Raw genomic sequence first — 22,016 nt, 5'->3', positions numbered from 1 at the left:
AACAAAATTCCTTTATCCAATGAGATGTAAACCGAGCGCAGCATTGACAAACAGCCCAATCCAGATCGCCCAAACATAGGGACGGGCTTTGGCAATAGAACCTGAAATGGCAGCATTAACAGCGTCTGTTGGTCCTGATGTCATAAGCGATCCCCAAGCAACCATAAAGGGCCTGAGCTTAATGCGGATCATTAAACCACAAGCAACAAGCAGGGCAAAGACGATAATTTTATAGGCTGTCCATGCAGCGAGAATAATCGTCCCTGTTGCTAGAGCGTAGCCACTGAGAGATAATAGGGCAATCACGACACAAATTCTGAGATAAAAATCGAAAGTTGTGAGAGCAGGAATGAAGTTTTTACCATGCGCAAAATGCAGAGTGATAACGGTTGCAACCCAAATGATGGAAACAAGCCAGATTATCGCAACCCCTATTGGTGCCATATCAATATAGCCCATGTGGACCGCCAGCTCGAATCCAAGAGGGAAAATCAAAGGCATCGCGAAACGCGGCCCTTGATCACAGCCCATCATGATAGTGAGAGCTGTGGAACGTGCTTCACTTGATAAATCCTCTTTTGTTACAAATCGGCTGGCATAGAAGGTGCCTAAGTCACCTCCCAACCAATAAACAAAAGCGATGAGATGCAAAAGTTTGATAAGTAAGAGACCGTCCATTTGCTTGATCCATTTTCCATAAAGCTAAAGTGAAATAATATTGATATATCTTTATAACATATAATTTCATCTGTCTTTAAAAAACGAACGGGCGTGAGGGCTTTGCTTATAATTGGCTCTTTTAAAGCCATTTATTATTTGTTAAGAGCTTTCAAAGACTATGAGTCATTTCTCATGATCTATTATTCTGATAACAATTTGCCAAGGTTGTCAATTTGATATATCATTATAATAACATATCAAAATAACTTTTCAGGGGACGTAATTGTGGAGCGCTTAACATCTATTTTTGGAGAATACCAACGGGATGCTCTCAAGCAGGATACGAGAACGCCCCTATATCATCAGCTCTATATCTTTTTGAAGAATTCTATCTTAAATGGCACCTTCGCTCATAACACTCAGATGCCGACTGAGGCTCAGCTCTCAGAATATTTTGATGTGTCACGGATTACGGCAAAACGAGCGATGGATGAATTAACCGCAGATGGACTTGTTGAACGTCGTCGTGGGCGCGGCACGCGGGTAATATATGATTATGAACCTCAACCTTTGCAGGCTCCTCTGGTTGGCATGTTGCAAGAAATTGAGAGCATGGCCCGTCATTCTGATGCGCAAGTTATTAGTTGTCAAGATTTAGCCCCTCCTTCCAATATTCGAGCTTTGTTGCAGTTGGATGAATCTGAAGAAGCACTCTATGTCCTGCGTGTTCGCCATAGAGACGGCATGCCATTCGGCCATTATGTCAGCTGGACAGCAGGGATGAATGAGAAGACTGTTTGTTCTGAATTAGAGCATACGCCGCGCCTTGATCTTTTCAGGAAACAAGGGTTGAATATCAGCCATATCAGTCAAACAATATCAGCAGTCGCAGCCAATGCTAAGGTTGCCGCCTTACTCAAGGTGGAAGAGGGGCATCCTCTCCTAAGCCTAGAGCGTCATTCATTTGTTATGGTTGGCGGAAAAGAGAAACTGGTCGATGTTCTGCAAATTCTTTATCACCCTGATCACTTCCAATACCAAATGGATTTGAAAATGGATAATTAATCTGCTTCTGCTTCTGCAGCGAGTGAAAGTGTATAGTCTTCTATATGAATGTCCCACTGTGTCTTTGCATCCTGTTGCCATGCATAGTGTAACAGAATGTCATTGTCATCAATTGTCACATAAGTTCCCTTTTCATATTGATCCCCTTCGTACTCAAATTTTCTACAAGGGATAGCCCTATTTTCAGCGTAAGAATGTAAGTCTGAAATGATAGGCGTCTGCGCTTTAGGCATATAAGTCGTTCTTTCAATAAGAGTGGCTTTTCGTTTTGTTTTCTCAGGCTTGAGAAAATCTTTATGCCCAGCCGGAACTTTAATGTTGGGAATGATCAGAGTGGTGGTATTTTGGTGTTTTTCTAAAAAGCGAAGAATAGGCCCCATGAATATCCGAAGCAGAGGAAAATATATTGTAGGGCCTTTTAAAGGCAGGCTATCTGTTATGCCATTTAGTGTGAATATGAGCGACTTTGAATTCATTTCGGTATCGATACAATATTTTTCTTTATGAGCAGTCCAGCGGACCTCCACTTTCGGTAAAAGAAAGTCCTCTAGAGAGACTTGAGCTTTGACACAGGCTGAAAATGCAAAGTTTTTAGAAGTGCGTGAAGATGTCACGATCCAGTGCCCATTTTCAATAAGAATGGTAAAGGATTCTATAATATCAGTTCTTTTTCCATTACAGAAATAAGCATAGCGGCCTGACATGCGCAGAGGCGCCTCTGCATCTCTCGTTTTAACTGTCATGAAATATGTCTTCTATGAGTTCAATTAGTAAGCCATCCGTTGTCTCTGGGTCCAAATATACCATTTTCCGTTTTCCAAAATCAACGATACCATCAGGTGTTACATGTCCTGGTTTAACCCCAACTTTATTGAGGGCATCAAGCGCCCCTTCAATGTTGCGAACAGCATAAGCAAGGTGATTGAGGCCGCCGCCGGCACTAGCTGATTGGTGCAAGGTCTCTTTAAAGTCGTCTGTGACGGCTTCGATTAATTCATACTCTTGGCCACCCACTTTAAAAAAAGCAAATCGTGTCATACACGCTTCGTCATAAGGCGGTGTAATTGTAATTTCCTGATCCGAAATACCATAGACGCGCTTAAAGGTGAGCAGCGACTCTTTTATGCTGGGTACGATAAATCCAACATGGCGCAGGCCAACGATATAATCTTTGAGTACTTGGGTCATTGATGCTCTTCCTTTATCAAAGCCTCAGAGAGAAACCACGGTCTATCTTTGAGTAAATCAGTTGCTTCAGACATGACTTTATTGCAAGCCGCCTGAGGATGAAAGAGGGCTTCAAGATAAGGCTTCCCTCGAACTTGCCAGGCAAGAAGGGGTTCGTTTATTTTGCCATCAAACTGTCGTTCTTCCCAAGTTGTCATGATCGTAAACTCACGTTCAAGCGAAGCGATCATGCTTTTCTCTTTATCTGCAGCAATCACACAAATTCTATTTTCTGCGGCTCGAGAGGGAAGACCATATTGCCATTCCCATTGCTCTTGAAAATCGGCCGGAACAAGAAGCGTATGGATACCTTTGAGGGCCGCTACTTTCACTATCTCAGGATAAGCAGCATCATCACTATGCATCATGGCAACCCGACCCCACTCGAGGTCTAGCGTTATCAGTTCTTTCGCGAGGGTTTTTGACGCTGAGCGGTGTGACTTATGTATTTGTTTTTGCTGTGCAAGGATTTTGCCCTTGCCTATCAGCACAACAAATTGATCTTCCTCGATTAGGGCGCGAGTACATAAACTCCAATCATAGGGCTTGCAGATCTGTATTATCTGCTCTAGCTCAGATTCCTTCGCAATGAAATTACCTGATAAAACTATAATTTTCACCCATGGGTCGATGACCAAGGCCTGCGCCAGAAGGTCGTTGACACTGGTCACAGAAAGCGTAACAGCTTTCACCTCAGCTTGAGCTGCCCCACAGTCTATACAGGCATTTTCATCTACAATATCCGTGTAGAGATCTGGGCGTCTAGCTGTGAAGAGGTGCGTGCCATCAGGTCGACTTTTATCATCAGCTTCAGAGAGGCAGATGTCGGCCACAATCACTTCTTCTTTATCAAGAGAGGCGCGCGCTAAAATTGTTCCATTAGGGTGAACGATCTGGCTGCCGCCAGCGCCGTACAGGAAGTTTTTAGGGATTTGAGTGGCCCTGGCTACTTCGTTCAGTAAAATTTCTGGAATAAGGGGTCCCACTTTATTTGCTGATACAAGAAAACATTTATTCTCAGGTGCTCGCGCAGGAACATGAAGTGTTGCTTCATCAAGGGCAAAGCTATTCAGACTGTCGCAAAAAAGCTGAGCGCCCCTTAAGGCAAGGCCGCGTGGTGTTTCAAAGGTGACACCATCACGACAAGGAAAGAGGCCCAGACGGCCGTAGGGAGTCTCGATGACCGGAGAGGGTGCGCTGGCTCGTTCGAAATAGATATTTTCGTGCCCCATCAGTGTTTGTTTATCCGCTTCAGCGATCAACTGCCCTTCTGGGTCATAGAGAAGAGAGGTGACGGTGATGGTATTTTCAGCGCGCCGCAAGGTAACGTTAATGTCGATATAGCAGCTGTGACGTCTGGCTTTTTCAGCAATTTTTTGAAGAAAATTCCCGCCGATCTCAAGGGCAACTTCCCAAGCGTGCTTCTGATCATCATACCAAGAAAGATGGTTAGAAAATTCTCCTAACACCATTAAATTTGGCGACTGAAGCGCTGCTTCATCAATGAGGCGAAGGCAAGTATTAAGATTCTCTGGCACATGGCTCGTGGTTTGAAACTGAAGAGCAGCGACCCGCATATATAATTTTTTTTTACTGATCATTGATTTTCAGCTTCCCTTATTGTCATAATGATATATCTTTAGTATATATAAAGTTGGGAATGGCACAATAGAAATTAGGGAGAGACGGGTGAAAGTTTTAATTTTAGGCATGGGGCATGTTGGAAAGGCATTGGCTGCAAAGCTTAAGTCTGATGGTCATACTGTAGTCGGCACTACAACAACGTCAGAAAAAGTAGAAACTCTTCAGGCTCATGCTGATGAAGTGCATGTTCTAAAGGGCAGCGAGAGCGACAGAGTGAAATCGGCTGCACAAGGCTGTGACGCGGTCGTTGCCACTGTTGCACCCAATGTAAAAAATACAAGAACCAAAGAAGAGCGAGAAGTTCAATATGAAGAAGTTTTAGTAAAAAGCTGTGCGAGCGCGGCGGCGGCCTGTGGACGAGTGCTCTTTTTATCCTCATTTTCAGTCTACGGGGACGGCGGACCTGGCGATGCACCCATTTCGGAAGCCACTCCAACAAGCAATCATGAAGAGCCCTCAAGTAAATATTATCAAGCTGCAGAAGCCAAAGTTCTTGAAAGTGCTGAAGGGTGTGTCCTGAGGTTCCCGGATATGTACGGTGCGCCTGGCGATATGGATTTTCCAGCCCGGGTGAAAATGGCGGCTGATTTTTTTGGTGGCAAGATCTTGTTTGGCCCCGATGCCCCGCTTTATGCCATTCATTTTGAAGATGTTGTTGATGCTGTTTATCACAGTTTATCTAAAGAGCTTACAGGTGTTTTCAATGTCTGTGATAACGCCAATGTCCCCGCTGCCAATAAGATTGTCTTCGATGCAATATGCGATGATATAGGAATTGATCGTCTTGAGTATATGAATGCAATTAAGGCCCCCAACAGACGAATTTCAGCTGATAAATTTTATGCGACTGGCTATTCTGTTCAGCACGGGGACCCGAACGCTGACGTTGTTGCCCGTCATGCGAGCTCATAGGAGAATGATATGCCTCAGACAGCGGTAATAACAGGCAGTACAAAAGGTATAGGCTTTGGACTGGCCCGTGAATTTGCCTCGCGAGGCTGGAATGTGGTGATTACAGGCCGGAGTGATGAAAGTGTGAATGCAGCGCTGGGGTCTCTTGAGAAAGAAGACGGGCGTGTTATCGGACAACCCTGTAATGTCGCCGAAAATGATCAGTTGCAAGCCTTATGGGATTTTGCAATTGATGCATTCAATACTGTGGACATATGGATAAATAATGCAGGCTTAGCACGCACGCAGTGGTCTATTTTAGATACACCAGATTCTGAGATCCATACTATGATAACAACCAATATGCTGGGGACTATTGGAGGCTCTAAAATCGCGGCCAAAGGCATGGTTTCAGTAGGATACGGTAAGATCTTTAACATGCTAGGCGGCGGAAGTGACGGCGAGTATTTCCCTGGGATGGGGATCTACGGCACGACTAAAAGAGGCCTGAATTATTATTCTGATGCCCTTGCTAAAGAACTGAAGGATACGGGTGTATTGGTTGGTAAAATTCGCCCGGGGATGATTGTGACAGAAGCTGTGGTTAGAGAAGCTCAAGAGGATTTAGAGCGGTTTCAAAAATCTCGAAAATTTATGAATACACTAGTCGATCAAGTTGAAACGGTTTCTCCTTTTTTAGTAGACCAAATGATTGGATTTGAAAAGACAGGCGCGAAAATAGCCTGGCTCAACACATTCAAAATCATGGGTCGGATAGTCAAAAATATGATCTCAAAAAGACCAGATCAATTTGAGCGGTTCGGACTTTAAGAAAAGCAACATCTTATAGATATAGGAAATATAATGAGTTCAGATACAAAAACTCTCGATGAATTTTTAGCGGAAAATCCCAATGTAGATGTTTCGAAGGCTTGGGAACGCTGCTGGGGAATTTTAAGTGATGTAAAAGAGAGAATAGCGGCTCGCTTTCCTGGGATGGAGAAGGACCCCAGTTGCACAGGCCGTGAATATTATACCTCACCGAATAAAGAGTTTGAGGGATCATTTAATGCTTGGTCAGGTCCTGGATGTGAGTGGCTGGTCAACAGTTGGATTGGCAATCGAAAGGCCAGTATTCTTGACATGAATGCCACGGCATTTCTTGGCCCAGAAACCGATGTACCTCACTTTGTTATGGTATTTGGAACGGTTCCGAAATTATTTTTCTATTTTGATTTTACACCCCGCACGAATTTATTGACAGACCCTGAGTATCTAAAAAAATACTATGATGAGGATAATCAAGATTATATCGCTCTTCGCGGTCATGAAAATTTCCAGTGGGCTGTCAGTCACGGGACATATATGCGGGCATTGAACAATCCCTCTACACAAAGTTTGTCTGCTGAGTTGACGGACGAAAATATCGATATCTTAGAAGCCTATGCCTATAAAGCACTGGATCGTTGGTTGGGATGGTTAGACAGAGCCGAACCCCTTCCTCAGGAAGTCCGGGCAGAACGTCAGCGACAAGACCACATTATGCGTCGCCTAGGGTACGAGCTTGATCCCATGAATAAACTGGCAGAGAATGTATTTGGTAAAGAGATGATTGATGATTTAGTGACTACTCGTATGGGAGCAGGTCAAATGGCCCGCAGTAAGTTATATTAAGCAGTAAACTATATTAATCGTTCTTTTTTGTGTTGAACGCTATGCCTGCTACTCATTAAAGTAGCAGGCTTTTTACATCCAAAATTTATTCAGAAGTCTTTCGAGTTAGAGTCGCTTTTTCTGTCCTGAGGAGGCTAAGCAAGAATATGACTTCCGCGCAGGCTCCTGCGGCAAATCCCCATTCTAGCGTTGCTGTGGCTCCGTTGATAATAAAGATGAACCCTGCCCCATATAAGAGAAATTTGCTGCCGGCGGCACGCCAAATCATCACTGCGGCACCAATCGTGATAAAGTTAGTTGCAATTGTTGCTATAGGTGGGATTCCGCTATTATCTACCATGCGAGTAATTCCCAAGACAGTTTTTGTATCCATCGTCAGGCCCATGATCTCATGAGTGACACCGTAATAGAGCGCGGCCCCTGTCAAAAGCAGCCCAAGAGGCATCAACACAGTGCTTTCGGTCTTATATGTTTTCAAGGTCGAAAAGGTGAAAAAGGACAGGAAAGGCAACACTGTGGCATGTAGACAGACACGACCATAACTAAAGAAGGGCAACGTGCCAGCTTCTTGTAATTGAGTGCCTAGCCCGACAACCATATTATCATACATAAGCGATATCATGAGAGCGCGAAGAAACCAAACGCGTGCCGACGAGGGGAGAAAGCGAAAGCTTTGGATCAACAAAATTAAATATAAGATTGCAAAAGTGAGGAATAGATAGGTCATACAGGCCTCTTAATAAGTTAGTGTTACCAAGGGTAAAGAGAACGGTCGCGGAATAGCTTGCCATTGGGGCCATTTTTGGGTTGAGTGGCAAGCCAGAGAGCTGTGTCGGCACCCTCTTTTGGACTTCGCGGGGCTTCCGGCCCGCCAAGCGCTGTCTTCACCCAACCTGGGCACGCTGCATTAATCTGAATGTCTTCTCCGTCCTCAATCTCAAGAGCGAGTAGTTTTGTTACAGCATTTAAAGCAGTTTTTGAGGAACGATAGGCAACAGTTCCAGCCATTTCCATAGTCTCCAGCGATCCAAGCTCACTGGAAACATTCACAATACGACCAAAGGCTTGTTTTTTCATCTGAGGGAGAAATTTTTGAATGAGGTGAAGCGGCGCAAACACATTAACAGCGAAAGTTTCGCGCATATAATCGAGGTCAAGATTTTGGCCCTGCACCCATTGATCAAGGGCAATACCTGCGTTATTCACTAAAATATCCACCTGACCGAATTGGTTTAAAATCTGTTGAGCAAAATGATCAACTGCCTCTTCATTTGTTACATCTAATTCAAATCCATAGGCCTTGCCGCCGTCTTGGGTCAGACGCTGTGCCACTGCCACAGCCTTTGCTAGTGAACGTGACGTGATCAAAACAGTATAACCCTCTGCTGCCAACCCAGTAGCTATAGCTTCACCGATTCCTTTATTAGAGCCTGTGACTAAAGCAATTTGAAACTTAGCTGGTTTCATTTTTTCTATCCCACATCCATACAATAATATTAATGATATATCTTTAATACATATTGAGCAATGGTAAATGTCTTGCTATAGAAAGAATAGAAGAAGGATGGAACCCATGCCCCATAGAAAACAGTTTACTGCCATGATAGAGTCTCCAGGGATTATTCAAGCCCCGGGTGTCTATGATGGTCTGAGTGCACACCTTGTCCAAGAAGCAGGATTCAGCGCTGCCTTTTTATCAGGGGCATGCTTGGCTTTTTCACGCTTTGGACGTCCTGATATGGGATTGGTTACAGCGACGGAAGTGGCAGATGCTGTTGCGGCAATTCGAGAAAGGGTTTCCATACCGTTGATCGTGGACATGGATACTGGTTTTGGGAATGCTGTTAATGTAGGCCGAACAGTAAAAACATTCGAACGGGCGGGCGCCACGGCTTTGCAAATGGAAGATCAAGTTTTACCCAAGCGATGCGGCCATATGGCTGGGAAAGCAGTGGTCAGCACAGAAGAAATGGTTGGAAAGATCAAAGCAGCGCTGGATGCGCGCCAAAATGATGACACTAAAATTATTGCACGAACGGATGCACTTGGCGTTCTGGGGTTTGAAGAAGCGCTCAAAAAGGGGCATGCTTATAAAGATGCAGGGGCTGATTTACTGTTTATTGAAGCGCCGAAAACTGTGACTCAGATGAGAGAGATAGGTAAGGCATTTGGCAGCGATATTCCTCTTGTCCATAATTTAGTCGAAGGGGGCGGGTCTCCGCTTGAAGAGTTAGACGACATTGCCGCATTATCCTATAAAGTTGCACTTTATCCTGCCGCCTTATTACATGGCTTTGTTCCCGTCGCAGAAAGACTTCTCGCTCATCTGAAGCAGCAGGGTCAAACTGTGGAAATGCGAGAAACAATGGTCGATCTAAAGTATATGAATGATTTATTAGGGGCTCCAGACTTAATAAAAGATGCCGAAAAATATGGGCCTTAAAGCGAGCGTAAAGAAGGATTGAACAGCCAATGACACAGTTACCTAAGCTTGTAAATTTTATCGCTGGTGGGCAGTCTGTCCCTGAGATTGACCGCCAGAGCGACTTGTGTAATGCCAATACAGGCGAGCCAATTCAAGCTCAACTCTCTTGTTCTACTGATCAAGTAGAAGAGGCTTTAGCTGCTGCGCATAAAGCTTATGAAAAGGGCGAATGGGAACGCACGCCTGCTACAGAGAGAGCAGACATATTAGAGGCGATTGCAGATGAATTGTCTCAGCCCGACTACAGAGATACAATTGCCTTTAGCGACAGTATTACCACAGGAGCAATATTAAGAACCACAAGAAAAATGGCGACAATTGCGCCGATGGTTTTCAAAATGGCAGCCTCCTATATTCGAGAAGGTGGATTGGACAAAACTGCTGAAGGACCGCTCGGCCCAGTAGAATATTTTCGCCGTCCATGGGGTGTGGCTTTACTCATTTCACCTTGGAATGGACCGACAGCCATTGGAAGTCATAAAATTGCGAGCGCCCTTGCTGCAGGAGCACCCTGTATAATGAAACCCTCAGAATGGGCGCCGCATTCAGCAATTATGATGGCAAAGGCAATTGACAAAGTTGGCCTCCCAGAGGGGACATTCCAGTTAACCTGTGGCAACCGTATTATTGGAGGGCAAATGGTTCAAGACAGCCGTATCGGGTCTGTTTCTTTTACTGGGGGACTCACTGGAGGTCGAGCGATTGCACGAGCTTGTGCAGATGATTTTAAACCAACACAGCTAGAGCTTGGAGGTAATAATCCTCTTGTCGCTTTTGAAGATGCTGATATTGAGAAAACTGCCCTTGGGGTTGTCTTTGGCCTGACAAATCTGAACGCCCAGTGGTGTCGGGCTCTTGGTCGATTAATTGTCCATAAATCAATCAAGAATAAGCTCGTTGACCGAGTTTTAGAACTTCTTGCAGAGATAAAGTTAGGCGATAGTTTAAGTGAGGAATCGGATATGGGGCCGATGGTTCATAAGGGTCAATATGATGGTATTTTGAATGCCATTGATGATCTGAAGGCAAAGGGTGGCAAGGCACTTTCCATGACCAATCGGCCGGCAAACCAAGGATATTTCATTGCCCCCACACTCATTGATGGCTGTCGTCCAGAAGATACAATCGAAGAAATATTCGGCCCTGTTGCAGTGATCCATAGTTTCGAAACGCGGGAAGAGGCTTTAAAGCTTGCCAATGGGACGCCTTATGGTTTGGCCGGGTATGTCTACAGCGCCAATGAGGAGCAAGCTTTTGCTTTTGCTCGTGAGATGCGGACAGGTGGCGTTAAAATTAACGGCTATAGCCTGTTAAGCATCGGGAAAGATACACCTCGGTCGGCATGGGGCCTTTCCGGCTTGGGAGAAGAAGGCCACGGCCAATCCATTGAATTTTTCGCGGGTGCGCGTGTCGTAGGCGTGTCTCCCCAAGATCCGCTCGGGGGCCGTTAGAAGATATAAAAGCGGCAAAGGCCGCTTTCTATCATTTCACTTTAATCGTTTGTGTAACCGGATCTTCCCCTAAGGTGAAGACAGATTTTTTGTATTTTGGGGGGCCAAAACTTGGTCTTTGGTTATTGGCCATTCCAGCAGGCTCTTTTGGAATTCCAATGAAATTTTTATCCATTTTGCCGTCACCATCTTTGTCAAACCAACTAGAAAAGGCATACTCACCCTGGGGTAATGAGAGGGTGACTGTAACTGTCCCATTTTTGATTGAGTCATGGGGAATTCGAAGAGATTTAAGGGCCTTTTCTTCTTTCAGCCATGTTTTTTTGTCATTGTAAAGTGAGAGGTAGCCATCCCCCTTCACTTTCTTAGAGATGTTTGTAAAGACAATGGTGAGCTCTGTTGTCTTCTCATCCGCTAGTACTGGCGTCATGCCAAATGCGAGAAGTGTGATTATGATTAGATTTTTCATTGTCTCATTCCTTTCTTACAAATCTATAAAAACCCATGGCTCTTTTTCAGCATGATATTTTTCGAAGGTTTTGATTTTATCAGCCTTTTGTAACGTCATTGATATGGTATCCAATCCGTTTAGTAACTTATATTTTCTACTCTCTTCGATGGTGAATTGGATCACTTTTTTTTCATCTAGAGTGAGTGTTTGTTGCTCTAAATTGATGTCCATTTGAACAGGTGCTTTTGCGCGAATGAGGGTGTCGACTGTCTCTTGAGCTATCTCAAGTGCCAGCAGGCCATTATTAAAGCAATTTTGCATGAAGATATCAGCGAAAGATGGTGCTATGACACAGCGTATACCATAGTCTCTCAATCCCCAAACAGCGTGCTCACGGCTTGAACCACATCCGAAATTTTCTTGAGCAACCAGAATGGATGCCCCTTTGTATTCCGGCTTATTTAATTCGAAGTCTTCATTTATTCGGCGTGTCTCAATGGGACGATTGATATCGCCGGGATCTAAGTATCGCCAGTCATCAAACAACCAATCACCGTAGCCAAATTTCTTAATGGATTTCAGATATTGTTTTGGCATGATGGCATCTGTATCCACATTGGCTCTATCGATAAAAGCCACAGTGCCTTTATGCTTGATGAAAGGGTCCATTACTCTCTCTCCTCAAGCAGTCGACTGTCTGTAATTTTGCCTGTAATCGCTGCTGCTGCGGCCATAACGGGGCTCATAAGGTGCGTACGGCCTTTAGGCCCTTGCCGACCTTCAAAATTTCGGTTGCTGGTGCTGGCACAGCGTTCTTCAGGTAATAGATGATCAGGATTCATAGCATTGCACATTGAGCAGCCTGCAAAGCGCCACTGAAAACCGGCTTCTTTAAGAATGACATCGAGGCCCTCTGACTCAGCTAGGGCTTTCACAAGCCCAGACCCTGGAACAACAAGGGCTTCTTTAATGGACGGTGCAATGCGTCTATTTTTTACAAAATGAGCGACAGCACGAATATCTTCGATCCGACCATTGGTGCAGCTTCCGATGAAGACACGATCAATTGGTGTATGCATCAGAGACCTGTTTTTCTTGAGCCCCATATACGTTAAAGCTCTGGTATAATCTGCTCGCTTAACTGAGTCTGTTTCATTCTCCGGATCCGGTATTAAACCTGAAATTGGTAAAACTTGCTCTGGCTTCGTCCCCCAAGTCACATGCGGTTCAATATCACAGGCATCTATAAAATAGGCTTTATCAAATTGAGAGTCAGAATCAGATTTTAATGTTTTCCAGTGGCTAACAGCTTTTGACCAGAGCGCCCCTTTTGGACTAAAGGGTTTATCTTTTAGATAGGCTTCTGTGATTTGATCAAAAGCAACCATTCCAGTGCGCGCCCCAGCTTCTATAGACATATTGCAAAGGGTCATGCGCCCTTCCATCGAGAGGCTTCTGATTGCAGAGCCAGAATATTCAATGGCATATCCAGTTCCGCCGGCAAGACCAATTTGGCCAATAATATAGAGGGCTAGGTCTTTGGCAGTGACGCCTGGTTTGAGTGCGCCGTCAACCTGAACCAGCATCGTTTTCGCTTTTTTCTGGGACAGTGTTTGTGTGGCCAAAACATGTTCGACTTCAGTTGTGCCAATGCCTTGGGCGAGGGCTGCAAAAGCCCCATGGGTGGATGTATGACTGTCGCCGCAAACAACTGTCATGCCAGGTAAAGTCGCCCCTTGCTCTGGTCCAACAACATGGACAATTCCTTGGCGATGGTCATTAAGAGAGAAGTGACGGATATCATTGGTTCGGCAATTTTGATCAAGAGTGATGACTTGTTCACGCGCGATCGTATCTTCAATCCCCTCAAGTCCTAAGCCGCGCCCAGTGGTGGGGACTTGATGGTCAGGCGTGGCAAGAATTGAGCCTTTACGCCAAACAGATAGTCCAGCTTGCTTCAGTCCTTCAAAGGCTTGTGCTGAAGTGACTTCATGAATGATGTGACGATCGATATAGAGCAGGCAGCTACCGTCTTTTTCTTCATCCACCAAATGAGCCGACCAAATTTTATCATAAAGGGTTTGTGCCATGGTTTACCACGATCGCCCTGACTTTGGGTTAATAGGTGTTTTAAAATATTTCACGGATAACCAGATATAAGCTGTGATGATGGCAAGCATCAGGAGCGCATTGATATTATGCTCTGGGGAGCCATTATAGAAATTTACCCAAGGCTCTTTATACCATCCCCATAGAGTGGTCATCTCAGGAATATACCAAAAGACACCAACAGTTGCGATTGCATACCGAATAGTTAAACCGGTTTCACGCTGTTTGGTTTGACACCAGATAATATAGGCCGCCCAGAGTGTAACGCCTGCAGAGACAACATAGTTCACAGGATGATTGAGTCCAAAGGTTCGCTCATCCAGAACCGCCAGCATGACAACATACATAAACCAGTTTACAAAGATATATTCAGTGGCAGCGACCCGTGTATATTGGGGCTTCATTGTTTTTGTGGGCATGCCGACACGCATTTTAAGAATTCTTCTGAACCACATGAGCATCCGACAGCGTACGTCTTTATTGGTAAACATGAGGAAAAATAGGATGAGGCACATCATGCTAGTTGATTGTAAGTATGCATGTTCTCCCATAAAGAAAGGATAGATACCACCCTCGGGTCCTAGCATGGGATCAAAACTTGGGATAAAGGCAGCCTCACCATTCTTCATAATCACTGGTTGGGCATTATATTTCCCCATCAGGTGGTGCCACATTTCAAGAAAACCAGTCCATAGAAAAGAGCCGCCCATGAAACCATACCAGCTCTCTCTTACTTCGTTACCCGTTGTGTGAATACCTTTCCAGACCATAACACAGCCCAGAAAGCCGACTGATACTCCAATGGTCAAGGGCAACCATGATGGCATTCCTGGAGTATAAAGAAGGGTTACGAAGTAGACATGGGCTACCATTTTTTCCATTAAGATCCAGAGGAAAACTAGGATTGCTTGAATTTTTGGCTGATAGATCCAAGGCAGATCTGCGCGAGATGATAATGAAGTCATAAGAGTCCCCAAATTTTAAAATTCTTCTAAAAGACGGCCTTTGCCTGTGATTTTATCTTTAACGCCCACGGCTCTTAGAGCGCCCCAAATTGTTGCAACATTGATCGGCAACATAGGCTTGCTTAGGGTATGTTCTAATGTGGGGAATAGATCTATAGTTGATAAATTTGTACCGCATTGAACAATCGCGTCCACGTTATCGCCGTCTACTTCTTGGACAGCGCTCAGGACTTCTGAAATGGACGTTTCTGCGATCGCCGTGGCACTTGGACGTGCCATACCTTTCACATGAATAACATTGAAGCCGATATCACTAAAGAAACGACGCACATTCACATCCCCTACAGGGGGATAAGGGGTAATCACCGAGATGTTTTTTGCCTTAAAGCAATTTAAAGCATCCCGTGTGGCCGCTGCGGCCGTGGTCACGCCTATGTCACCCACCTGATCCTGAATTTCCTGCTCAAATTTTATATTGCCTTCTAGCCCACCCCAAAATGTTTCTGCAGACATGCCCAGCATCAAATGATTAATTTTTGCAGAGAGGACATTTCTAATAGAAATAGGAATTTCATCCCGCATCATATCGAGAAAACGTTCGAAGACATTGTCGATCCCTTCTCCTGTTTTATCTTGTTCTTCTTGCCAGTTTTTAAGTTCAATCCAGAACCGAGAAGGGTGCCATGAAACACCGTCTAAAATGAACTTTTGCAAGTCATATTCTACCCCTGTATTGGTAGAAGGGATTAAAACCCCGATCTGTGCCCGTTTTGCGATTTGATAATTGTCCATTGCTTGCCCCTAAGCTGCTGGCTTATTTGCCATCCTATTATTTAAAAAACTAATCATGAGAATGAGAAATATCGCTAAAAGTGCACCGCCATAATAGGGCGCGTGAATATAAATGTTACTCATGACAAAACCTGTTCCAATGGTTCCTATAGTACGGCCCAACATGCCAAATGAACTATAGAGTCCCATCACCATGCCGCGTTCGGTATCCCCGGCTCTTTGGGAAACGAGACTTTGGAGAGCAGGCATAAATAACCCTGCGCCACATGATTGGAAACAAAGAGAGACAATCGTCCCTAATTTTGAACCCTGCGATCCGAAATAGCCCATAGCAACAAGCGCCACTGCAAAAAGACTTAAGCCGGTGAAAACCATTTTATATTCACCGATCCGTTTTTGTATGGGACCAACAAGTCCCCCTTGCACAATTGCGAGCATCAACCCAGCAGGCAAAAGATAGTGAAATAATTCATCGGGCGATTGAATGACCCCGATCTTTTTTGTCCAGATAGGTAGGATGGTTTCAGCCATACCTGCCGCAGTATTATATATAAGAATTGAGACCAGCATTGCCAAAATGACAGGGCGTGTCATCACTTGGCCCAGAGCTTTAAATTGACTAATTCTCTTCTCATGACGCAGAGCGTCCCGCTGTTCTTTGGATAAACTTTCGGGCAGTTTAAAGAGGATCGTTAAGAAAGCTAGCCCTGAGAGTGCTGCCGATGTTAGCCCTGCTGTCGCCAGACTTATCGCTTTGAAATCATCTCCTGACATGAGAGAGCCAATCGTGGGGCCGATAATGAACCCTAATCCAAAAGCGGCCCCGATCATCCCCATACCTTTGGCGCGGTTTTCAGGCGTTGTAATGTCAGTTATATAGGCTTGTGCTGTTGAAATATTACCAGCCATTAATCCACTGAATAAACGTGCCGCTGCAACCATGGTAATTGTAGTTGAGAAGGAGAGAGCTACATACCCAAGCGTAGCTCCGGCCATGCTCAGTAAGAGAACAGGACGACGCCCATAGAAGTCACTCAGTCTGCCCATCACGGTCGTGCTAAACAACATGCCTGCAGCATATAATCCAACCACCAACGTTGCTAAACCTGTGCTACCACTTAATTCATCAGCAAAATTTGGGAGGAGAGGAATCATGATTCCAAACCCAATCAAATCGACTAAGATGACAAAAAATATGATACGCATAGAAGGCCTTTCGAGCGGCTAGATGCCCTTGTTAATGTTCAGATAATAGAGACCCAAACCCTTTAATGCGATCTGGGATGCCATTGGTCCTTAATGCATGCCAAAAAGTGATTGTATTGATGGCGAGAACTGGTTTTCCCAGTTCGGCTTCCAAGGAGCCTGCTAATTCTGCGAAGTGTAAATTCGTTCCAGCCTGTAATATCAAATCACAGTCAGCGCTATTCACTGCTTGCACCAATTCACGGGTTTTGCCAAAAGGCTCGTGAGCAATTTCAACGGCACCCGGGGAACAATGGCCCTTGATTGCAGTGACTTCATAGCCGATATCTTCTAAAAACTTTATAACCATATTATCGCCGACAGGCATGTATGGTGAAATGACAGCAATTTTCTTTACACCAGGATAGCAGGCTAAAGCATCTTGAATGGCTTGAGCCCCAAAGGTGATGTTGCATCCGCCCACAGCTTGGGCAATATCATTATAGCGTTTAAATTCTCGGTCTGACCGTTCTTTACCGTCCCAGAATGTTTCTGCTGAATAGCCAAAAATAACATGATCCGGTTCACAGCTCAGGGCATCTTTCAATCCTTGCTCAGTGGCATCCCCAATGGCTTTTACAAGCCCAACGAATTCTTCTTCATTGGTTACTTTTATAGAGGGGATAACACAGGCTCTTGTTGCAAGGGCAACACCTGTAGGCTTCATCAAGTGATATTCACTTTCCACAGCTGTATTGGTGCTTGGCACGAGCACAACAAATTTCTTGCGGTAGCCATAATAGTCTGTCCCATACCCATATTTATTCATCATTTTTCCCTCCAGTCCTTGGACTGCAGTCATCAAGCAACCTTGAGACTGTCACGCACACAGTTAATCATGGCTCTTTCCAATAGAAATTCTTTGGCTTGAACAGGGTCTGCCGCCGTTTCCATCAACCACTTTTGTCGTTTTGTTTGAACATCAGGATCAGTAGATTCCATAAGTTTTTTATTTGCAATGGTATGATCCTGAACAAATTTAACCGCCAATTCCCTACGTTGACGATCATACTGAGCGAACTCCTTTTGATGAGTCGCGCTTCCTTCGATAATTTTAATGAGACGCGGAGCCAAATTAAAAGCATCATGTAGCCCGCCGTTCATCCCCATTCCCCCTAAAGGATTGTTGATATGACAGGCATCCCCAATGAGAACCATCCGTTCCTGATAATAAGTTTCAGCCACGCGTTGGTTCACATTGTAAATTGTTCTATGACCAATGTCATAGGCGCCTTCTCTTGGGTGAAGATGGTGCAGTCTCTCTTGAATAAATTCATCTGAGAGAATGTAATTCGGATCTTCGTCACCCTGTGTAGGGAAGAGGACCCGCCAAATTTTTTCAGTGCGTAAAATGACACACCATTCGTCAGGGTCTGCTACGTAATTCACATAAGAGAGATCATCAAAGACATCTTCAAAGGCAAAAGAAGTACTGACGACAAGAAATTTTTCATCGTAAGTAAATCCGCCAAAAGCAATTCCAGAGCTCTTGCGGATGTTCGAACGCGCGCCTTCAGCGCCAATGAGAAAAGATCCTGTAAGACTGACCTCTCCTTCCGGAGTGTTAGCAAAAAGGATGACAGTCTCAGGAGTTTGCTCAAAGCGAAGCGCCTCATGATTGTAGCGCACCTCGACATTGGGGTAGTCTTTGAGTTTTTCAGCAATCAGGTATGTCAACTCATATTGTTCCAACTGAAGGCGAAACGGATAGCTGGTTTCGTCTTTAAGCTGAGCCATATTAAAAGTGGCGCAGTCGCCCGTTTTTCGATCTCGATATTGATAGCGATCAGCCACTAATCCTTTATCTATCATGGCATCAACGATGTCTTGATCCATGGCGCCGATCATCTCTAAAGAGGGTGGATGGAAAGTAGAAGCCCGAAGGTCAATTGGTAACTGAGCTTCCTTTTCAAGAAGCAGAACTTTGACACCCGCTTTAGCGAGAGATAAAGCGAGGACAGATCCAGAAGGACCTGCACCGGCAATAATAACGGGATACTCTTGAGACATGTTATTTACCCTGACTACGACGTATGTGTTTAATGGCTTCATCCAGTGAGATAACATCAGCATATTTTGCGTGCATATCAAAAAGATTGGCTTGATGAGCGTCTTGATTTCTGTCTCCAACGGCCTCCCTAGGAACAAAGACACGGTAATCATATTGAAGACCGTCCACGACTGTGGCTCTGACACAGCCTGATGTGGTAAGGCCTGTTACTACTAAGCTATCAACCTCACATGCTTGAAGCTGTTCATGCAGGTCAGTTTGATGGAAAGAGCTTGCCCATTGTTTTTCAATAAGGACCTCCCCTTCTTGCATAGCAAGTTTTGGGTCAACTTTTACCCAATTACTGTCGGGAGTGAGCTGATTGAGAGCATCTATACGACCACGAAAAACTTTAGCTTGATCATCGTTGTGAAAGACAACAGTCGTGTAGAAAATTGGCAAGCCTAATCTTCTGAATTCCGATAATAAGACGGCGTTGGCAGCAACAACGTCCGGGCAATCACTACCCAATGAGCATGCTGAATTTGTAAAGCCGTTGATCATATCTACCAAAAGAAGGGCAGGCATGTTGCCCATATCCATGGCATTGCGTTCTAAATCCATTACTCATTTACCTCGATACTAATCCACTTTTGCTCTGTGAATTCTTCGGTGCTATAGCGTCCGCCAGATTTACCAATGCCTGACATACCGAATCCACCAATGGGAGCAAGAGCATTGCTTTGAAATGCATGCATCCCAATATGCACAGAGCCTGCTTTAATCTCTTTAGCCGCTCGCATCCCGCGACTGATATTCTGAGTCAGAACTGCAGCACTTAATCCAAAAGGACTATCATTAGCTTCTTCAATCGCATGATCTAAGGAGCTCACTCCGATAACACTGCACATAGGTGCAAAACTTTCTTCGCGCCAAGCATCACAGTTTCTTGGTGTTTCTAGAAGAATGGTGGGTTGATAGACTAAACCCTCTAAGAGTTGGCCTCCTGTTAATAAAGTCGCTCCCTTTGCAACGGCACTGTCAACATGGGCTTGGACTTTTGAGACTGCGGCTTGATTTATTAAAGGGCCGTAAAAACTTTTTTCACTTTCCACGTCGCCAATAGGTAAGTTTTCGGCTTCGGCTTTAAAAGCAACAAGAAAGTCTTTGAGGATTTCTTGCTCAACAAGGATACGACTGTTGGCCATGCAGATTTGACCCGCATGGGTGAAAATCCCTTGAGCAGCAATTTTTGCGGCTTTGTGCGGGTCGCTATCCTTTAAAATGATCAGTGCGCTTTTACCGCCAAGCTCGAGCTGCATCCGCCGCATTTTCTGCATGCCTGCTGCACCAACTGCAATACCTGTTTGCGTTGAGCCAGTGAGAGCAATAGCGTCAATATCTTCGTGCTCGACAAGTGGTTTTCCTGTTCCCAGACCAAAGCCAGTGACAATGTTGACCGCATTTTTGGGCAAACCTGCATCCAAGAGCAGTCTGACAAAAGCCAGAGCAATCATTGGCGTTTCTTCAGAAGGCTTAATCACAACGCTATTCCCTGCAGCGAGAGGAAAGGCGGCCATTTTAACCAGCAAAGCTAAAGGGGCATTATAGGGCGAAACCACAGCAACCACCCCCAACGGTTCCCGAATGACAAGCGACATTCTGTCTGGATTATCGTTGGGAAAAGTTTCTCCATAGAGACGGCGGACTTCACCAGCAGCCGTTCTTAAGAGATCCACTGTATATGCAATTTCACCGCGTGCCTTATTAAGGACAGAACCACTCTCATGCATAAGAGTATTTAAGAAACGTTCCACTCCTTCTTTTTCCACCAGATCTGCTGCTTTTAAGAGGCAGGCTTCTCGGTCTTTTGGCGCAAGATCTGACCATATTTTAAAGCCAGCACGCGCGGAAGAGACGGCAGCATCTATGTCTTCTGATGCCCCGTCCGCACACACACCAATAACAGCCTGCGTTGACGGAGATAAAACGTCAAATGTCTTGCCGCTCTGTGCAGCAATTTCTTCGCCTCCAATGATATGACCAAATGTTCGCACCGTCATGTCCTTACTTTTTTGAGACCCCAAATTGACTCTGTTCGGCCCCATCCATTTCCATTTGAGCTGCCATGAGACGCCCTCTTTCAATAGGGAAGGCTTGGACAAGTGCCATAGCCATGTCACGAAGACCGCGCGCCATAGGGGCAGAAAATCCTGTGCCCGATGTCCCGCTGGTCTTTAAGGCATAGGTAGCAAGCTTGAAGGCACTTTCAGCAACAACTCCTTTACAAAGGCGCCAACGTTGCACCACCTCATGTTTTGGCAAAAGAGGCACTTCAGCGGCTTCTAATTCCAATTGACGGCGCAACCAAATGGTCGCTGTTTCAAGCTCGACCATCATTTTCCCAATAAGTTCTTGCTGAAAAGGGGCGTGACCGATTGGTTTCCCTGTATCACCAAAAGTAAAAGTTTTTAGATTATGCAGAGAGGCATCATAAATTGCCTTACCTGCACCAAGATAGACAGCAATGCCTGCTAACTGGTTTCCAACAAAACTTCCTCGACTCATTTGCATGCATTTGACAAAAGCACCTGGGATTGCCAGAGCATTCTCATCTGAAACAATAACATCTTCAAGGATGATACCGTGTGTTGCTGTACCGCGCATTCCAATGGCATCCCACTTTTGACGCTCTGATACACCTGTGGCCTTTGGGTCGATAAAGAAGGTACAAAGTCCAGCCCCTGTGTCATTTCCTTCTAGGGAGGCGGTTACTAAATATTGATCAGCGACACCGGTTGCACAGCCGAAAGATTTAACGCCGTTTAAGAGATAACCACCGTCTATTTTTTTGGCTTTGGTACTGATGGTAATTGCCGCCTTTTCAGACTTCACACTTTCTGAGGCAAAATTGGCTAGCCACTTTTTCTCATGACCCATTGTGTTCAACACTTTATCCGCAAAAGCTTGAACAGCCTCTTTTTCTGAAGCATCAAAAAAGCCATTTTCAAGTGCCTCTAAGGCCAACAGTCCCCGCGATGCAGAACTACAATGGAAAAAGAAGGCAAGTGCAGTTGAAGGGCAGGCTGTGCCAAGGGCATAGGTCGCCGCTGCTAAATCACGAAGTCCGCCACCCATCCCTCCATGACTTTTAGGGACGATTAATCCCATTAGACCAGCATCACTGAGCGTTTTTACATGAGGACGGTGAAAGGCTCCTTCGCGGTCAACTTCAGCGGCAGCTGCCTTCAGAGCGGGCAAGACCGAGTCGACAGCTGCCGCTCTCTGCTTTTCAGCGTCGGTCATACCTTCAACGAAGAATTCGCCAGTATATTTTGTGTCTGCTCTCTCTGTCATTCCATATCCT

23 protein-coding genes are annotated in these 22,016 nt (G+C 45.1%); 6 read left to right on the top strand and 17 right to left on the bottom strand.

Annotation, left to right across the window (positions count from 1 at the left end; all coding sequences use genetic code 11):
* Positions 1-12: 12 nt before the first annotated feature.
* Entirely contained in the window at positions 13-678 is a 666-nt protein-coding gene (locus QGN29_RS04090; RefSeq protein ID WP_310799405.1) for a hypothetical protein, read from the bottom strand.
* 267 nt (positions 679-945) lie between these two features.
* On the opposite strand from QGN29_RS04090, the gene QGN29_RS04085 reads away from it, so the two are divergent.
* Positions 946-1,725 carry a GntR family transcriptional regulator gene (locus QGN29_RS04085; RefSeq protein WP_310799404.1) on the top strand — a complete coding sequence of 260 codons (780 nt, stop codon included), beginning with the start codon at positions 946-948 and terminating at the stop codon, positions 1,723-1,725.
* Here QGN29_RS04085 and QGN29_RS04080 read toward each other — a convergent pair.
* The 3 genes from QGN29_RS04080 to QGN29_RS04070 are packed head-to-tail and all read right to left on the bottom strand — an operon-like array spanning position 1,722 to position 4,553.
* Complete coding sequence (locus tag QGN29_RS04080; RefSeq protein ID WP_310799403.1) at positions 1,722-2,468, bottom strand: hypothetical protein; 747 nt, start codon at positions 2,466-2,468, stop codon at positions 1,722-1,724. The genes QGN29_RS04085 and QGN29_RS04080 overlap by 4 nt on opposite strands.
* The gene (locus QGN29_RS04075) at positions 2,458-2,913 is read right to left on the bottom strand and encodes a VOC family protein (RefSeq protein WP_310799402.1); all 456 of its coding nucleotides are present in this window, start codon (positions 2,911-2,913) and stop codon (positions 2,458-2,460) included. The genes QGN29_RS04080 and QGN29_RS04075 overlap by 11 nt, the downstream gene beginning before the upstream one ends.
* Entirely contained in the window at positions 2,910-4,553 is a 1,644-nt protein-coding gene (locus QGN29_RS04070) for a nitrilase-related carbon-nitrogen hydrolase (RefSeq protein ID WP_310799401.1), read from the bottom strand. The genes QGN29_RS04075 and QGN29_RS04070 overlap by 4 nt, the downstream gene beginning before the upstream one ends.
* Before the next feature lie 88 nt (positions 4,554-4,641).
* Between QGN29_RS04070 and QGN29_RS04065 the strand changes: the two genes are divergently transcribed.
* From QGN29_RS04065 to QGN29_RS04055, 3 genes are read left to right on the top strand one after another with little or no spacing between them, the layout of a single operon-like run.
* Positions 4,642-5,508 (top strand): NAD-dependent epimerase/dehydratase family protein, encoded by an 867-nt coding sequence (locus tag QGN29_RS04065; RefSeq protein ID WP_310799400.1) that lies wholly within the window; start codon positions 4,642-4,644, stop codon positions 5,506-5,508.
* Between the two features lie 9 nt (positions 5,509-5,517).
* Positions 5,518-6,318 carry an SDR family NAD(P)-dependent oxidoreductase gene (locus tag QGN29_RS04060; RefSeq protein WP_310799399.1) on the top strand — a complete coding sequence of 267 codons (801 nt, stop codon included), beginning with the start codon at positions 5,518-5,520 and terminating at the stop codon, positions 6,316-6,318.
* A gap of 33 nt (positions 6,319-6,351) precedes the next feature.
* Positions 6,352-7,161, top strand: a complete 810-nt coding sequence (locus QGN29_RS04055; protein WP_310799398.1) for a hypothetical protein — start codon at positions 6,352-6,354, stop codon at positions 7,159-7,161.
* 85 nt (positions 7,162-7,246) lie between these two features.
* On the opposite strand, the gene QGN29_RS04050 is transcribed toward QGN29_RS04055, so the two are convergent.
* Positions 7,247-7,888, bottom strand: a complete 642-nt coding sequence (locus tag QGN29_RS04050; RefSeq protein WP_310799397.1) for a hypothetical protein — start codon at positions 7,886-7,888, stop codon at positions 7,247-7,249.
* 23 nt (positions 7,889-7,911) lie between these two features.
* On the bottom strand, positions 7,912-8,628 hold the full coding sequence (locus tag QGN29_RS04045; RefSeq protein WP_310799396.1) for an SDR family oxidoreductase: 717 nt from the start codon (positions 8,626-8,628) through the stop codon (positions 7,912-7,914).
* Between the two features lie 106 nt (positions 8,629-8,734).
* Here QGN29_RS04045 and QGN29_RS04040 point away from each other — a divergent pair, with 106 nt between their 5' ends.
* A complete protein-coding gene (locus QGN29_RS04040) occupies positions 8,735-9,604 on the top strand; it encodes an isocitrate lyase/PEP mutase family protein (protein ID WP_310799395.1) in 870 nt (289 codons plus the stop codon).
* A 29-nt stretch (positions 9,605-9,633) separates the two neighbouring features.
* Complete coding sequence (locus QGN29_RS04035) at positions 9,634-11,097, top strand: aldehyde dehydrogenase family protein (RefSeq protein WP_310799394.1); 1,464 nt, start codon at positions 9,634-9,636, stop codon at positions 11,095-11,097.
* Positions 11,098-11,128: 31 nt separating this feature from the next.
* Here QGN29_RS04035 and QGN29_RS04030 read toward each other — a convergent pair whose 3' ends face one another.
* Genes QGN29_RS04030 through QGN29_RS03980 form a run of 11 tightly spaced genes read right to left on the bottom strand, consistent with a single transcriptional unit; the run spans position 11,129 to position 22,006 of the window.
* Positions 11,129-11,566: a DUF2141 domain-containing protein gene (locus QGN29_RS04030; protein ID WP_310799393.1), complete on the bottom strand. Its 438-nt coding sequence runs from the start codon at positions 11,564-11,566 to the stop codon at positions 11,129-11,131.
* A 15-nt stretch (positions 11,567-11,581) separates the two neighbouring features.
* Complete coding sequence (gene leuD, locus QGN29_RS04025) at positions 11,582-12,217, bottom strand: 3-isopropylmalate dehydratase small subunit (RefSeq protein ID WP_310799392.1); 636 nt, start codon at positions 12,215-12,217, stop codon at positions 11,582-11,584.
* Complete coding sequence (gene leuC / locus QGN29_RS04020) at positions 12,217-13,638, bottom strand: 3-isopropylmalate dehydratase large subunit (RefSeq protein WP_310799391.1); 1,422 nt, start codon at positions 13,636-13,638, stop codon at positions 12,217-12,219. The genes leuD and leuC overlap by 1 nt, the downstream gene beginning before the upstream one ends.
* Positions 13,639-13,641: 3 nt before the next feature.
* Positions 13,642-14,622 carry a hypothetical protein gene (locus tag QGN29_RS04015; RefSeq protein WP_310799390.1) on the bottom strand — a complete coding sequence of 327 codons (981 nt, stop codon included), beginning with the start codon at positions 14,620-14,622 and terminating at the stop codon, positions 13,642-13,644.
* Positions 14,623-14,637: 15 nt separating this feature from the next.
* The gene (locus QGN29_RS04010; protein ID WP_310799389.1) at positions 14,638-15,414 is read right to left on the bottom strand and encodes a maleate cis-trans isomerase family protein; all 777 of its coding nucleotides are present in this window, start codon (positions 15,412-15,414) and stop codon (positions 14,638-14,640) included.
* Between the two features lie 9 nt (positions 15,415-15,423).
* Positions 15,424-16,620, bottom strand: coding sequence for an MFS transporter (locus QGN29_RS04005; RefSeq protein WP_375164626.1), 1,197 nt, complete (start codon positions 16,618-16,620; stop codon positions 15,424-15,426).
* A 31-nt stretch (positions 16,621-16,651) separates the two neighbouring features.
* Positions 16,652-17,461 (bottom strand): maleate cis-trans isomerase family protein, encoded by an 810-nt coding sequence (locus QGN29_RS04000; RefSeq protein ID WP_310799388.1) that lies wholly within the window; start codon positions 17,459-17,461, stop codon positions 16,652-16,654.
* Positions 17,461-18,669, bottom strand: a complete 1,209-nt coding sequence (locus tag QGN29_RS03995) for an FAD-dependent oxidoreductase (RefSeq protein WP_310799387.1) — start codon at positions 18,667-18,669, stop codon at positions 17,461-17,463. The genes QGN29_RS04000 and QGN29_RS03995 overlap by 1 nt, the downstream gene beginning before the upstream one ends.
* Before the next feature lies 1 nt (position 18,670).
* The gene (locus QGN29_RS03990) at positions 18,671-19,273 is read right to left on the bottom strand and encodes an isochorismatase family protein (protein ID WP_310799386.1); all 603 of its coding nucleotides are present in this window, start codon (positions 19,271-19,273) and stop codon (positions 18,671-18,673) included.
* On the bottom strand, positions 19,273-20,712 hold the full coding sequence (locus QGN29_RS03985) for an aldehyde dehydrogenase family protein (protein WP_310799385.1): 1,440 nt from the start codon (positions 20,710-20,712) through the stop codon (positions 19,273-19,275). The genes QGN29_RS03990 and QGN29_RS03985 overlap by 1 nt, the downstream gene beginning before the upstream one ends.
* 4 nt (positions 20,713-20,716) lie before the next feature.
* Positions 20,717-22,006, bottom strand: a complete 1,290-nt coding sequence (locus QGN29_RS03980) for an acyl-CoA dehydrogenase family protein (RefSeq protein WP_310799384.1) — start codon at positions 22,004-22,006, stop codon at positions 20,717-20,719.
* Positions 22,007-22,016: the final 10 nt, after the last annotated feature.

It is taken from the genome of Temperatibacter marinus, from assembly GCF_031598375.1.
GTDB classification, from domain to species: domain Bacteria; phylum Pseudomonadota; class Alphaproteobacteria; order Sphingomonadales; family Kordiimonadaceae; genus Temperatibacter; species Temperatibacter marinus.
The sequence above is the reverse complement of the archived record's forward strand: the minus strand, read 5'-3'. Positions and strand labels throughout refer to the sequence as shown.

Coding starts and splice junctions, on each gene's coding strand:
- QGN29_RS04010 (WP_310799389.1), bottom strand. CDS start 15,414: ATGGACAATTATCAAATCGCAAAACGGGCACAGATCGGGGTTTTAATC.
- QGN29_RS04090 (WP_310799405.1), bottom strand. CDS start 678: ATGGACGGTCTCTTACTTATCAAACTTTTGCATCTCATCGCTTTTGTT.
- QGN29_RS03985 (WP_310799385.1), bottom strand. CDS start 20,712: ATGACGGTGCGAACATTTGGTCATATCATTGGAGGCGAAGAAATTGCT.
- QGN29_RS03980 (WP_310799384.1), bottom strand. CDS start 22,006: ATGACAGAGAGAGCAGACACAAAATATACTGGCGAATTCTTCGTTGAA.
- QGN29_RS04035 (WP_310799394.1), top strand. CDS start 9,634: ATGACACAGTTACCTAAGCTTGTAAATTTTATCGCTGGTGGGCAGTCT.
- QGN29_RS03995 (WP_310799387.1), bottom strand. CDS start 18,669: ATGTCTCAAGAGTATCCCGTTATTATTGCCGGTGCAGGTCCTTCTGGA.
- QGN29_RS04045 (WP_310799396.1), bottom strand. CDS start 8,628: ATGAAACCAGCTAAGTTTCAAATTGCTTTAGTCACAGGCTCTAATAAA.
- QGN29_RS04075 (WP_310799402.1), bottom strand. CDS start 2,913: ATGACCCAAGTACTCAAAGATTATATCGTTGGCCTGCGCCATGTTGGA.
- leuD (WP_310799392.1), bottom strand. CDS start 12,217: ATGGACCCTTTCATCAAGCATAAAGGCACTGTGGCTTTTATCGATAGA.
- QGN29_RS03990 (WP_310799386.1), bottom strand. CDS start 19,273: ATGGATTTAGAACGCAATGCCATGGATATGGGCAACATGCCTGCCCTT.
- QGN29_RS04000 (WP_310799388.1), bottom strand. CDS start 17,461: ATGACTGCAGTCCAAGGACTGGAGGGAAAAATGATGAATAAATATGGG.
- QGN29_RS04015 (WP_310799390.1), bottom strand. CDS start 14,622: ATGACTTCATTATCATCTCGCGCAGATCTGCCTTGGATCTATCAGCCA.
- QGN29_RS04060 (WP_310799399.1), top strand. CDS start 5,518: ATGCCTCAGACAGCGGTAATAACAGGCAGTACAAAAGGTATAGGCTTT.
- QGN29_RS04030 (WP_310799393.1), bottom strand. CDS start 11,566: ATGAAAAATCTAATCATAATCACACTTCTCGCATTTGGCATGACGCCA.
- QGN29_RS04080 (WP_310799403.1), bottom strand. CDS start 2,468: ATGACAGTTAAAACGAGAGATGCAGAGGCGCCTCTGCGCATGTCAGGC.
- QGN29_RS04005 (WP_375164626.1), bottom strand. CDS start 16,620: ATGCGTATCATATTTTTTGTCATCTTAGTCGATTTGATTGGGTTTGGA.
- QGN29_RS04055 (WP_310799398.1), top strand. CDS start 6,352: ATGAGTTCAGATACAAAAACTCTCGATGAATTTTTAGCGGAAAATCCC.
- QGN29_RS04040 (WP_310799395.1), top strand. CDS start 8,735: ATGCCCCATAGAAAACAGTTTACTGCCATGATAGAGTCTCCAGGGATT.
- leuC (WP_310799391.1), bottom strand. CDS start 13,638: ATGGCACAAACCCTTTATGATAAAATTTGGTCGGCTCATTTGGTGGAT.
- QGN29_RS04070 (WP_310799401.1), bottom strand. CDS start 4,553: ATGATCAGTAAAAAAAAATTATATATGCGGGTCGCTGCTCTTCAGTTT.
- QGN29_RS04050 (WP_310799397.1), bottom strand. CDS start 7,888: ATGACCTATCTATTCCTCACTTTTGCAATCTTATATTTAATTTTGTTG.